The organism is Iodobacter arcticus, assembly GCF_042664895.1.
In the GTDB taxonomy this organism is placed as follows: Bacteria; Pseudomonadota; Gammaproteobacteria; order Burkholderiales; family Chitinibacteraceae; genus Iodobacter; species Iodobacter arcticus.
Genome location: NZ_JBHTBQ010000033.1, coordinates 172,090 through 185,109 on the forward strand (window position 1 = coordinate 172,090; position 13,020 = coordinate 185,109).

A 13,020-nucleotide genomic window follows, 5' to 3' on the forward strand; every position below is an offset into this window, starting at 1 on the left:
TTAGCCCTGTGCTGGTCGTATGAGTTTCCAAGCCATTCCTCCCAACACGCCCACCGCCAAAACCAGCGCCGCCCATAGCCCGTAGCTGCGGGCGGATGAGGGTGCGCTGGCGGTGGCTGATGCAGCACTGGCGGTTTTGTTGAGCAACACACCTGCTGTAGCTGATGCCACCGCTTTACCGATGATTAAATCCGCCGAATTGATCGCCGCACTGCTTACCCGTGCTTGGCCAAAAGCCAACACAAATGGCGCTTGCCCTCGGGCGACGAAGGCAATTTGCTGGGGTATCCAGCCTGCTTTCAGCTGCGGCAGGCCTTGGCCTAGTCCGCCGCTATTTTGATTGACGTTTAAGCGCCAGTAGCGATGGTTATTTGGGGAGATGGATAGCGCGGGGCTGCGGGCCTCAGCTGTTTTGCCCTGCAGGCGATAGAGCACGCCGCTTTGCGCGTTCTGCCAAGGCTCGGCAGGGGTGGCGCGGCTTGCTAGCGATGCTTGCACTACCGTGTTGAGCTGCGGCAAGGCCAGCTCCAGCCGGTCGATGGGCGCATGTACGCCAAGATCAAACAGATACTCGCCTTGGCTGAGCTGGGCGGTGACAGGCGCTAGCCATGCTCTTTTTGCGGGCATGGTTTGCTCAATTGATGATTGCAAGCGCACTTCTTTAAGCGTGAGCGGTGTATCGCTGCTAATGCGAAGGTATTTGGCGCGGATGCTCCCCAAGTCTACTTTGGGTTGGCTGAGCGTTTGCCCCTGATAATCCAGCTGGATAATTTCGGAGTTGCCCAGCGCCTGCCATTGTTGCAAATTGTCACTGGCCGCTAGCCTGATCTGGCCTTGGTAGTTGCTTTCCTGCCAGCTCAGAATCAGTGATTCAAGCTGCCCTTTGATTTGTGAGGCGTCAACAATATAGCTGCTCTCTTGCTGCTTGCTGAACGTATGACTCTGCGCGCTCAGCTGTCCGTCGCTGCGGATCTGAATAGAAACATCACGCCGCTCATCGCTGGCCTTGCTGCTGTAAGGAAAAAAGCGCACAGCAGTCTGGCTGAGCTGATTTTGCTGTGGCGCTGGCCTTGTTTCCAGCGCATAGGGCACCAGCTCGCCTGCGGCGTTAAATACCCGCAGATCGCCTAAATCGGCTCGCTGGCTAAATTGATACACGCTTAAAGGCACATCAAGCCGGTAAAAAGGTGACGAGGTGCTAAGCACCAGCGCTTGCTGATGGCTAAAAACAGCCGGTGTCAGCGGCGATGGCAGCGGCACGGGTGTCGGTTTTTTTGCCAAAGCCAAGGGGCTGATGCATAAGATCAGCAGGCAGATTAATCGCATGGTTCTTCCTTCTTGGGCGGCAGCGGCGATAAATAGCCAATGATAAGCAGTAAGACGCCTACGCCAATAAAGCTGATGATGCGCTCGATGCCGCTGATTCTGGATAGATCGAGCATAAACAGCTTGCCAACCACGACAACCAGCAGCGCCGCTCCGCTAAACCAGAGTGATCTGTCGGTTTTGCGGGTGGCATAGAGCATTAAGCCAAAGGCCAACACGGTCCAAAATATTGAAAGCGAAGCTTGCACCAGCGTCGATTGCAAAAGTGGCCCAAGCTGATAGGGCACATCGCCCCAGTGATGCAAGGTGCGCAGCAAAACGCCATTTAGCCAGACAAACAGCGTGGCTCCCGTGCCGATCTTGAGCCATTGCATCGGCAGGCCGCCGCGCAGCTTGTCCACGCGGTAGAGCCATAGGCCGAGTAGGGCAAAGATGCCGATCTGAATTAAATCGAGTGGATTGATCAGCGGCCAGCGGCTGCCTGCCTCGCTGAGGTTGGCGTAGAAAGTCCATAGCCACATCACCAACATCACCGGCGCGCAGGCAATGGCCAGTAGGCGCAGCATGCTGTCCCGCTTGGCAAATTGCAGCGCTGCCAATGAAAACAGCCCCCAAGCCAGTATCAGTATCTGTTGCAAACTGCTGGAATGCAGCGCTTCCAAGATGGAGAACGGAAAGGCCAGCAGGTGATGCAGGCCACGCAGTAAGGCCCCGTTAAACCAGATAAATAAGGTGGCGAGGGCGGCGTAAGCCAGCCAGTTGGGTAGCTCGACATCGGCGGATGTTGATTTGAAATCACGCCAAGCCAGATACAGCGCGCCAAGCACCGCCAGTTGCGCCAGCTCCAGTAAATTAAGCAGCGGCAGATAGCGAACATTGAGCAAGCTGCCATCGCTAAAGTTAGCCGCCAATAGCCATGCCCAAAGCACCAGCAATATGCCGTGCAAGGCGTGGCGTGTGGCTATTGAGCCGTAGGACTCTTCTTTGGCAAAGCGTTCTAGCATGAGGGTGGCGATTACGGATGCACCGCTCCAGAACAGCGCAAATACAGCCTGTATCCTGAGTGAATCAATCAACGTCATCAGGCTGTAAATCTCATCTCCCCAATGGTGAAATACCCTGAGCAGTATGGCGTTAAGCCAGAGAAAGCCAATGGCGAGCAGAATGGGGGCTGTCAGCTTGGATAAATCAAGTAGCTGTAAGCTCAGCAAATGGCGCTTCCAAGCCAAGAGCGCGACCACGCCTAATCCCAATGCAATATCGAGCGGGTTAAGTAGCGGTAGATAAGGCAGCGGATCAGGATTGCCATCGCTGCCTAGCGCAAACAGCGCCCACAGCACTAAGCCAGCGGCCAGCGGTGCCGCGCCCGCAATAAAATAGGTTTGTGGATAGCGGCTAATCGGCCAGCGTATTTTGCTGCCGTAGCTGGCTAGCAGCCAGAGCACGGCGGCGCAAATGATCGGCCATGCGGTGGTACGCCATACGCCTTCTGGCACGGCTTGGCTAATCAACCATGCTAATTCGGCGGCAACTAAAATGCTTGTCAGCCAAATACCGACGGCGTGCAGGATGGGCAGCGTTTGTTGATCTTCGTCTTCATGCCGCCACAATAAATAAAGCGCTAGCGGCAGGGTAAGCGGCCAAGCCAGCAAGCCCCAGCCCGCCAGCGGGTGAAGGTGCGTCGCCAGTACCGGCATGCTGATCAGCGCCAGCACAGGAAACAGCACCAGAGCGGGCAGGCACAAGAGTGGCCATTGCCATTTTTTGCAAGCCAGGCTGGCGAGCAGTGCGCTAAAGCCTGCAAACAGGGTAATGGCTGAGAACTGCTCTGTGTGGATAATAAATTGCCAGATTTCATTGAGGCCTGCGCCCGTCCACCACAGTAATCCCCAAGCGGCGAGAATGACTGAAATGGTTTTGCCGGGCTTAAACCACGCCAGAGCCGCTTCTTTTTGCATTAAGTAGCCACTGAAAAATCCCGATAGCGCCAGCATCAGGCCGCCGATATAGCCGCTGTTCAGAATGGCTAAGGCATTGTCGGCTAAGGGGCCAACATGATTAAAGAAGGCAATGCCTGCGATGACTTGCAAAGCTAAGGCGCAGCAGAGCGAGCGTAAACGTTGCTGACGTAAGCTCACCCAAATAATGGCGGCGGCTTCAACGGCCCAACTGGCGGCGGTGGTGCGGGCATCAAAGGCCAGCGGGATGGCCAGCGTGGCAAACAACACGCCCAGCGCAAGCAGCGCTTCAAACAGCAAATGTAGCTCTTCGCGTTTTTTTGTCCTTAAAAACTGTGCAATCGCTAGATAGAAAGCAGAAAGCACCACGGCGCTGCCTGCGAGTGCAAATTCAATGCCCTGTACCAGCGCGGCTTGCAGGCCAAAGGCGGCCAGCGGCGTGCCAAAAATGAGCGTGCCATCGACATAGCTTTTCAGCGCCACTTGCTGGCGCAGGGCGTAGAGCAGGGCAATGCCCACATAAAACAGGAAAAATAAAATTAAGAAGGGCTCGGTGCTGGCGAGTAGCTCAGGCTGGTATTTAAGCGCGCCCCAACTGGTGGCAATCCCAAAGGTAAACACAAAGCCCAGTAAATTAAGCGGCCGCCATGTTTTATACCAAGCCATCGCAAAAATACCGGCATTAAGCAGGGCAAAATAGCTAAACAGGGCGATATGGTTGCCCTGACCGGTGGAAGTCAGAATTGGCGCTAAAAAGCCACCGGTAATGCCCATCACCGCCAGCGATCTGGCGTTTTGTTTGATGGCTAAAATGGCCGAGAACACGCCGACCAACACTAAAAATGGAAAAGCAAATTCGGCCGGAATTACCTTGAATTTTAGTGCGGTAAAGGCGGTGAGATACAGCACGCCCACGCCGCCACCTTGCATAATCAAAGCATATTCGCGGCGCTGGTCACGCAATCGCCAACCAATCACCAGCAGCACAATTGCGCCGATGGCCGTGCTTGCAAAGCGAAACTCTACCGGCAGCATGCTGTTGTCGGCGGCAAATTTAAGCAAAAATGCCACGCCAAAAAAGAGGATCAGTATCCCGACCCGCACCACGGTATTGCCGCCCATGAGCCAGTCTTTGGCTGCGTTGTACGCCTTCCTGAGCTGGGTATCCAGCCAGCTGGGTGCTGCTGGTTCATAAGGGATTTTGGGTTCGGGCTCAGGCTCAGGCTCAGTATTGAGTTCCGGCGGTGTAATCACTTCTGCAAATACGGGGGCTTGCTCTATCTCGCGGATGCTTGCTGGCGTGTCGGCGGGCGTAAAGACGGTAGCTGCCTCGAAAATAGGCTCAGGCGCTGAGGGTAAAGGGGAGAGGATGATTTTTTCGACGTCTGGCGCAGCGCTGGCACCACCTCTCAATAAGCGCATCTCCTCTTGCAAGGTCGCGAGAGATTGTTCTAGCTGAGCGACTCTTTGCTCCAGACTTTGACCTGTGTTGGCTTGAGGGATGAGTGACGTGGGCGGGGTATATAAATTAGCCGCTTCCACGGTTGCATCGCCACTATCTTGTGTGGGTGGTGTGGATTTTTTGCTGAGATAAAGATAGCCAATAAACGCCAGCAGCCCCGCGCCCAAGGCACCGCCTACACCAAATTGCAGCCCTCCCCAAATCATTGCAATCAAGATAATGATGCTTGCTTTCATATTGGCCTTTGAGTAGGGGGCTGTTTGGTGTTCTGTCTATTGTAGGGAGGGTGAAACCTAATCCTGTCAACTTAAGAGGAATTCGTAGATTGGGTTAGCGGCTTTATCGCGTAACCCAACCTTCTTTTCCGCCTAAACGTTGGGTTACGCGGGATTATCCGCCCAAACTCGGCGAATAACCCCGCTAACCCAACCTACGGGAGCACCACTCCGAAGTGCTTTTCTTATGTTGATAGGACTGGGGTGAAACCCGCCGTTTTTCGTGGCGTTTTATGCCAAAGTCTGGCGGGTTTCACCCGCCCTACAAAAGATGCGACTGATGACCTTGGATTAACGTGATACTTAGGGGGAATAAGATATGCCCTTCCTTCAATTTAACGCCAAGCACCTGGTTTTTTGACTGGCTTAACAACGGGCTTGGCAGGGGTTTTAGCTGGTTTTAAATCCTCGCCTTCCTGATAACTTTTTAAAATGTTTTCAGAAAGCTGCAATACCGCTGTCGCATAAAGTGTGCTTTTGTTGTAACGGGTGATGACATAAAAATTATTAAAGCCTAGATAGTGGCTGGTAAAGCCAGGCTCGGTTTCTAGTGCAAATAAAACCGCTTTTTGCTGGGTATCCAGCTCATTAAGCGGCACCACGCCTTTTTGCATTAATTCGCCCACGGTGTAATGCAGATTGAATTTATCGGCAAATACATCGCTCATATCGGCATTAATATTGACGGCAGCATAGGCTGCCTGGCCTTTTTCCCAGCCGTGTGCTTTTAAATAATTAGCCACACTGGCAATGGCATCGTTAGGGTGGGCCCAGATATCACGATGGCCGTTTTGATCGTAATCCACGGCATATTGGCGAAACGATGAGGGCATAAACTGCGGCCAGCCCATTGCACCTGCGTAAGAGCCTTTAAAGCTCATCGGGTCTTCGTTCTCTTCGCGGGCTAATAATAAGAATTCGGTTAGTTCTTTTTGAAAGAATTCGGCGCGGCGTGGGTAATCAAAGGCGATGGTGCTCAGCACATCCAGAATATAAAAGCTGCCGGTGTTTTTACCGTAATTGGTTTCCGCCCCCAAAATAGCCACGATCACTTCCGGCTCTACCCCATAGCGCTCGCTGATTTCTTTGATGGCAATGGCGTGCTCACGCCAGAATTTGGCCCCTGCCAAACTGCGAGCCGGGTTTACAAAATTAACGCGAAATGTATACCAAGGACGTGCGGTGGAAGGGCGATCCAAGATATCCAGCACATTGCTTTTATGCGTGGCGCGGCTGAGCGTCTGCACCAGCTCTTCTTCGCTAAACTGATGCGCTGCAGCGGTGGCCTTGATATAAGCCTGTACATCTTCGCGGGCAACTAAGGCTTCGTCGGCGTGCGCCATGCCCATCAGGCTGACTAATAACAGGGGGAGAAGTTTACGCATGGTCTTCGCTTTTCTAATGGTGGTTTGTATTATCCATGAAAGGCTATGCAATCATGAGAGAAGATGTTGTGCTGGGTAGATCGCGTTGAGCAATTTCAGAGTGAATATGGCTTGTGGCTCATAAAAAACACATCCCTTGAGCCGATTGTGTCTTTGTATCGCTGGCAGCGCTAGGGAAGTGAGCCCTTGTCATTTAAAGAGGAGTTTATTGAGAAAGTGCCGAAGACAATAGCTGGGCGGTGATGTCAACAATAGGAATTACTCTTTCATAATCCATTCGGGTAGGCCCAATCACCCCCAGTGTGCCAACAATTTCGCCATTTACGCGATAAGGCGCTGTGATTACTGAGCAGTCGTCCAGCGGTGCCAGGCCGGATTCACCGCCGATATAAATCTTTACACCATCAGCGTGATTACCTAAATCCAGCAATTGTAGCAGCGCCGTTTTTTGCTCAAATAGCGCAAATAGCTGGCGCATTCTGGCCACATTGGATGATAAATCACCAAAGCCAAGTAGCTGGTGCTCGCCCGCAATCACCATAGAATCGTTATGGTTTGCTAATTCAGCCCCCAGCACGACGGCGGCATTCATCAGGCTGACAATATCGCTTTTTAATCTGACTAATTCGTTTTGCACAATATGGCTTAATGCCGCCAGTGTTTTGCCTGAGCAATATTCATTTAAAAAGTGAGCAGCTTCGTTAAGCTCTTTGCTGCTAAATAGTCGTTCAGTTTGCAAAATACGGTTTTGCACATCGCCATCGCTGGTCACTAGGATCAGCAACACACGGCGCTCGGATAATTGCATAAATTCGATTTGCTTGAGCAAAAGCTCATGCCGCCTTGGGCTTTGCACAACACCGGCAAACTGGGTGAGCTGCGATAAAATTTGCGAAGCGGCGGCTACGCTGCGTTGCGGGCTGTCTATCGGTAATTGTTCCGCCAGCCCCGTCAGAGTGAGTTGATCTAAAGTTTGCACGGTAAGCAAAGAGTCAACAAATAGACGGTAGCCCAAGGCGGTGGGGATGCGGCCCGCAGAGGTATGCGGGCTGGCTACAAAGCCCAGCGCTTCCAGATCAACCATGGTATTTCTGATTGTTGCGGAGCTGATATCTAGCCCTGAGAAATGCTGTAAAGCTTTTGAGCCAACAGGCTGGCCGTCAGCAATGTAGCGCTCGACGAGGGTTTTAAGTAGAATTTGAGAACGATCGTTCAGCATATAGGGCGGTGGTGGTGGACCAAGTTGCGAATCTTACTTCGTTTTACAAGGAGTTTCGCTTGTGGGCAAGCCCCTGCTTTCAAAAATGCCGGGCAGTTTCTTAGGTTTTAAAGTAGATCAGCACTGCCGGTTATTTCACTGCTGCTTGCTTGGAGCCGCCTTATTTACCTTTCGCAATGTATCTGTGTAGCACGCTGTGTATTGCCTCTGTTTAAGTCAGGCTTGGCCAGTACGGAGAGCGTTTGGAGCCAGAAGGGAATCTTCCGGCTAGGCGCAGGCCCCAAGAATGCAATAACATAACTGACTACGGGTGTTATTTATTAAAAAATCGGGTCTAATGAGCTTATGCATAGTCTACTGTTCAAAACCGTCGCTGTTGTAGGGCGTGCTGGCACGCCTAATCTGGACGAGCCTATACGCCGTCTTGCCACGCTGTTAACCGCTGCTGGCGTTAAAGTTTTACTCGATCAGGCCACCGCAGAAGAGCACGGCATTACCGAGCATCAGGATGTAAGCCGCGATAATATCGGCAAAGTGGCGGATTTAGTCATTGTGCTGGGCGGGGATGGCACCATGCTGGGCGTGGCGCGTTTGCTTGCGCCCTATCGCATTCCGCTGCTGGGGATTAACCAAGGCCGCCTAGGCTTTATGACTGATATCTCAGTTGATGAAATGGACGAGCTAGTGATCGCCATGCTGCACGGTGAGTTTATCCCCGAAGAGCGCATCCTGCTTGAAACCACCGTAGTGCGTGATGGTCATGAAATTGACAACGCCTTAGCGTTTAATGATGTGGTATTTAGCCGGGGTAATACCGGCGCCATGATCGAATTTGAAATCTTCATTGATGGCCGCTTTGTATATAGTCAGCGTTCGGACGGCTTGATTGTTTCAACGCCAACCGGCTCTACGGCTTACGCTCTGGCATCCGGTGGGCCGATTTTGCATCCTAGCCTGCCCGCAATTGCACTGGTACCGATTTGCCCGCAATCGCTATCGAATCGCCCGATTGTGGTGAACGATACCTGTGCGGTGGAATTTTTGCTGACCCGTGCTCAAGATGCACGGGTGTATTACGACAATCAGTCGCACTGTGATTTACAAGAAAAAGATCGTGTATTGATTAGCCGCTATCGCAATACCTTAAGAATATTGCACCCAAATAGTTATCACTACTACGACACACTGCGCGAAAAACTACGCTGGGGCGAGCGTTTGTAATTGTAGTGGCTCACAAGGCTTAGTTCTGTAGACACAGAGAAAAACGAGATAAGTATGTGTTTGCGGCGAATCTTGTGATGAACAGTTAATATGTAGTGCAAGGTTATGATCAATCACTCAGCCTGAAGCACTTATTGAAAACGTCATGTTTTTCTCTGTGTTCTTAGTGTTCTCTCTTTATCTCTGTGTCTACAGATCTTTAGCTTTTAACCATTTCACTGATTTTTATAATCTCTGTGGCAACCGTAACCAAGGTGTAAAAAAGCGCCATGCTGCTTTCTATCTCGCTTAAATCCTTTGTCATCGTGCAAGAGCTGTCTCTCGACTTTCGCTCGGGCCTCACCACCTTAACGGGTGAAACGGGGGCTGGTAAATCTATCGTGATTGACGCGCTGGGTTTGCTGCTGGGTGGGCGGGCAGAAAGCGCTGTGGTGCGTCATGGTGCCGAAAAAGCCGATTTGCAAGCACGGTTTGCTCCGCCTAAAAATGCGCGTGCCTGGCTGGAAGAAGAAGCTTTGCTGGGGGACGAGCCAGAAGAATTACTGATTCGTCGTAGCATTGATAGCAATGGCAAATCCCGTGCGTGGATTAATGGCATTGCGGCAACGCTGACGCAGCTTAAATCGCTGGGCGAGCAGCTGGTGGATATCCATGGCCAGCATGCGCCGCAATCCCTGCTGCGCTCTGAAGTGCAGCGAGAGTTGGTCGATGGCTACGCAGAAAGCACGGGCCTTGCAAAAGAAGTAGCGGGCTTATTTAAAGATTGGAAAAACGTCGTTGATGAGTTGGCGATTGCCGAGAATAACGCCGAAGCTTTTGATGCCGAGAGAGAACGCTTGCAATGGCAGGTGGATGAAGTATCTGCTTTGCAATTTACCGCAGCAGAATGGCCAGAGCTGCAAGCCGAGCATAAGCGCTTGCACCACGCTGCCAGCCTGATCGAAGGCGTGCAAAGTGGCTTGCTGATGCTGGCCGATGGCGATGAAAACTGCCAGTCGTGGCTAGGATCGGTGGCGGGGCGGTTGTCTGCCTTGGCGGATTTTGATGCGGGTATCTCAGAAACGCTGGAGTTATTGGCCAGTGCCGAAGCGCAAATGAGCGAGGCCGTGTACGCGCTGCGCCGTTATAGCGATCACCTAGAGCTAGATCCTGCGCGCCTCGCTGATGTAGAAAGCCGCTTAGATGCCATCTTTCGTATGGCGCGTAAATATCGGGTAGAGCCTGCTGAGCTGCCAGAAAAACTAGCCGCCTGGCAGCATCGCCTTGCCGAATTGGGCGGCAGTGCTGGGCTAGATGCTGTGCGCCGTCGTGCTCAAAAATTAGAAGCAGATTACCGCAAAGCGGCCAAGCAACTATCCGCCAGCCGTAAGGCCGCCGCAGATAAGCTCTCTAAAATGGTGACTAAAGAATTGCAACTGCTGGCCTTGGTTGGTAGCCGCTTTGAAATTGCCTTGCACGCACATGAAGCCCCCGCTAGTTTTGGTTTGGAAACAGTAGAGTTTATGGTGGCGAATCATCCTACGACCCCGGCAAGAGCGATGGCCAAGGTGGCGTCGGGCGGCGAGCTATCCCGTATCAGCCTCGCCTTGCAAGTGATTACCAGCCAAGTTGCCAATGTGCCTACGCTGATTTTTGACGAGGTGGATGTGGGTATCGGTGGCCGAGTGGCCGAGATCGTTGGCCGCATGCTGGCGGACCTAGGCGCGGCGCGGCAGGTGTTGTGTATTACCCACTTACCCCAAGTCGCCGCCTGCGGTTTTCAGCAGTTGCAAGTAAGTAAAACACAATCGAAATCAGGCGTGTTAAGCACTATTCGTATGCTGAGTGTGGAAGAGCGCATCGAAGAAATCGCCCGTATGCTGGGCGGCGTGGAAATCACCGGTACCACACGCCAACACGCGGCAGAAATGCTGGGTGTGGCTTAAAAAATCACAAAAAATCTGTAGACACAGAGCGCAGGGAGAACACAGAGCACACAGAGAAAAAAACACCGACCTAACTATGTTTATTAATAAGCACGTTTATTGCAGTGTGATTTCTCATGGTTTTTCTCCATGTGCTGCTTTTTACCTCTGTGTTCTCTGTGTCTACAGAACTTTTTTGATTAAGTTGTATGTTTATGAATGATTTAGATTTTATGCAGCAGGCCTTGATTGAGGCTGAGCGGGCGAAAGAGCTGGGCGAGGTGCCGGTTGGGGCGATTGTGGTGTATCGGGGCGAGATTATTGGCCGTGGTTGCAATCAGCCTATTTTGCGTCATGATCCGAGTGCCCATGCTGAAATGATGGCGATCAGGCAGGCGGCGCGCCATTTGGGCAACTATCGCCTGCCCGAGTGCGAGTTGTATGTCACGCTAGAGCCTTGCATTATGTGCGCCGGGGCGATTATGCATGCGCGGATTGCCCGGGTGGTTTATGCCGCGACAGATCCTAAAACGGGCGCTGCGGGCAGCGTCATTAATCCCTTTGCTGATTGCCGTTTGAATCATCAAACGCAGCTGGTGCAAGGCGTAATGAGTGAGGAATCGTCCAATTTATTGAAAGCTTTTTTTCGTGAAAGGCGGCAGGCTGAAAAAGACAGGAAGAAAACTGTCGTATAAATTTCACTAATTTGTGAAATATTTACGTTAAAGTAAATAAAGTCGTAAACTGGCCCCTCACTCTTGATCGGGATGTGGGGATGAAAAAAATACTAATCGCCTTCGCCGCAGCTTCACTACTTGGCGCATGTGCTTCAACGCCTTCAAAAAATACAGCTGTTTCTGTAGCGCCTGCTATTCCAACTGTTAAATCACATGATAAGCAGGTTGTGGCTTATATCCGCACCTGGCCAATTGGCTCTACACCTAAAGATATGGATATGGGCCACCGCTGGCGGGCCAGTGATATTCAAGGTAATCAGCTCACCACTTTAAACCTAAGCTTTGGTTTAATTCGTAATGGCACCGAAGTTTATATTAAAGATTTAGAGCCGCAGCCTAATTCAGATAAAACCGCCACCATCGCCCCATTTGCAAATATGTGGGATGAGGTGGCTAAATTGCAAAGCCAATACCCACATTTAAAAGTGAATGTGTCGATTGGTGGCTGGGGTGCTGATGGTTTTTCACAAATGGCCAGAACACCAGAAACCCGCAAGCAGTTTATTGCGAACGTTATTAAGTTAATTGATGAGCATAAACTAGCAGGAATTGATTACGATTGGGAATACCCCGTTGGCCCAGATTGGTTGCCAATTGCAAAAGATCCAAGCGATAAAGAAAACTATCCCAAGCTTTTAGAAGAAACCAGAGCCGCTTTAAATCAATATGGTGCAAAAACGGGTAAGCAATATCAATTATCGGTAGCCGTGCCTGCGGCAGCTTGGTTTTTACAAAACATTGATGTGATTCGTGTGGCTAAATCGGTCGATTATATGAAAGTCATGGCTTATGACTTTGCCGGGTCCTGGAGTAAAAAAACCAGCCACCATACTAATCTATATCAAAATAAAGCAGACCCTGAAGGCGGTGGCTGGAGCGCTGATCAGGCGATGAATTTATATTTGAATGCCGGTGTTAAACCAGAGAAACTGCTAATGGGTAGTGCTTTCTATGGGCGCGCATGGCAAGGTGTAGCCAGCACCAATAATGGCTTGTTTAATGCTTATAAAAAAGGCGCTTATGATGATGGCATTACTTGGCAAGATATCAAGGCTTTAAAAGCCAAGGGTGCGACGCGGTATTGGGATCCGGTTGCCAAAGCGCCCTGGCTATTTGATGGTGATCTGATGGTGACTTACGAAGATCAGGAAAGCCTGAAATACAAAGCGCAGTATATTAAGAGTAAGCAACTTGGCGGTATTATGGTTTGGGAGTATGGCCATGATATGGATAGTGAGTTACCCCGAGTGATTAATCAATCGCTAATGTAATCGTAAATAAAAAAGGCCACTTTCGAGTGGCCTTTTTTATTTCTGCTCATTGCTGTTTTAGATTGTTTTTTTGTGACCCTATTTGCAACTTTGTTGCTAATAACTGGCTGTGATATTTAAATAATTTATTAGCACAATTTGCTAGTTGTTTTAAATGGTATTGGATAGTGATAGCTGGTTTTTATAAGTTGTTCTTTGTTGGTGTATTCCCTAGTGTTTAAGCCAGAGTGAATCATATTTTTTTTGAAAGGTCTGGCATTTT

At 50.9% G+C, this 13,020-nt stretch carries 8 protein-coding genes; 4 read left to right on the top strand and 4 right to left on the bottom strand.

What is annotated here, in order from left to right:
* The 4 genes from ACFQNF_RS14795 to hrcA form a co-directional block, all read right to left on the bottom strand.
* Positions 1-1,326: a DUF3999 domain-containing protein gene (locus tag ACFQNF_RS14795; RefSeq protein WP_380188705.1), complete on the bottom strand. Its 1,326-nt coding sequence runs from the start codon at positions 1,324-1,326 to the stop codon at positions 1-3.
* Positions 1,317-4,982, bottom strand: coding sequence for a DUF2339 domain-containing protein (locus tag ACFQNF_RS14800; RefSeq protein ID WP_380188706.1), 3,666 nt, complete (start codon positions 4,980-4,982; stop codon positions 1,317-1,319). Before ACFQNF_RS14800 ends, ACFQNF_RS14795 begins: the two co-directional genes overlap by 10 nt.
* A 374-nt stretch (positions 4,983-5,356) precedes the next feature.
* Positions 5,357-6,406: a lytic murein transglycosylase B gene (gene mltB / locus ACFQNF_RS14805; RefSeq protein WP_380188707.1), complete on the bottom strand. Its 1,050-nt coding sequence runs from the start codon at positions 6,404-6,406 to the stop codon at positions 5,357-5,359.
* A 205-nt stretch (positions 6,407-6,611) separates the two neighbouring features.
* On the bottom strand, positions 6,612-7,625 hold the full coding sequence (hrcA, locus tag ACFQNF_RS14810; protein ID WP_380188708.1) for a heat-inducible transcriptional repressor HrcA: 1,014 nt from the start codon (positions 7,623-7,625) through the stop codon (positions 6,612-6,614).
* A gap of 345 nt (positions 7,626-7,970) precedes the next feature.
* Here hrcA and ACFQNF_RS14815 point away from each other — a divergent pair, with 345 nt between their 5' ends.
* From ACFQNF_RS14815 to ACFQNF_RS14830, 4 genes are all read left to right on the top strand, one after another.
* On the top strand, positions 7,971-8,846 hold the full coding sequence (locus ACFQNF_RS14815; RefSeq protein ID WP_380188709.1) for an NAD kinase: 876 nt from the start codon (positions 7,971-7,973) through the stop codon (positions 8,844-8,846).
* A 269-nt stretch (positions 8,847-9,115) separates the two neighbouring features.
* A complete protein-coding gene (gene recN / locus ACFQNF_RS14820) occupies positions 9,116-10,771 on the top strand; it encodes a DNA repair protein RecN (protein ID WP_380188710.1) in 1,656 nt (551 codons plus the stop codon).
* Positions 10,772-10,965: 194 nt separating this feature from the next.
* Positions 10,966-11,445 (top strand): tRNA adenosine(34) deaminase TadA, encoded by a 480-nt coding sequence (gene tadA, locus ACFQNF_RS14825; RefSeq protein ID WP_197433068.1) that lies wholly within the window; start codon positions 10,966-10,968, stop codon positions 11,443-11,445.
* Between the two features lie 80 nt (positions 11,446-11,525).
* On the top strand, positions 11,526-12,758 hold the full coding sequence (locus ACFQNF_RS14830) for a glycosyl hydrolase family 18 protein (RefSeq protein WP_380188711.1): 1,233 nt from the start codon (positions 11,526-11,528) through the stop codon (positions 12,756-12,758).
* Positions 12,759-13,020: the final 262 nt, after the last annotated feature.

Excerpts from the sequence above, each read along its gene's own strand:
- tadA (WP_197433068.1), top strand. The coding sequence starts at position 10,966 with ATGAATGATTTAGATTTTATGCAGCAGGCCTTGATTGAGGCTGAGCGG.
- ACFQNF_RS14815 (WP_380188709.1), top strand. The coding sequence starts at position 7,971 with ATGCATAGTCTACTGTTCAAAACCGTCGCTGTTGTAGGGCGTGCTGGC.
- ACFQNF_RS14795 (WP_380188705.1), bottom strand. The coding sequence starts at position 1,326 with ATGCGATTAATCTGCCTGCTGATCTTATGCATCAGCCCCTTGGCTTTG.
- mltB (WP_380188707.1), bottom strand. The coding sequence starts at position 6,406 with ATGCGTAAACTTCTCCCCCTGTTATTAGTCAGCCTGATGGGCATGGCG.
- ACFQNF_RS14830 (WP_380188711.1), top strand. The coding sequence starts at position 11,526 with ATGAAAAAAATACTAATCGCCTTCGCCGCAGCTTCACTACTTGGCGCA.
- ACFQNF_RS14800 (WP_380188706.1), bottom strand. The coding sequence starts at position 4,982 with ATGAAAGCAAGCATCATTATCTTGATTGCAATGATTTGGGGAGGGCTG.
- recN (WP_380188710.1), top strand. The coding sequence starts at position 9,116 with ATGCTGCTTTCTATCTCGCTTAAATCCTTTGTCATCGTGCAAGAGCTG.
- hrcA (WP_380188708.1), bottom strand. The coding sequence starts at position 7,625 with ATGCTGAACGATCGTTCTCAAATTCTACTTAAAACCCTCGTCGAGCGC.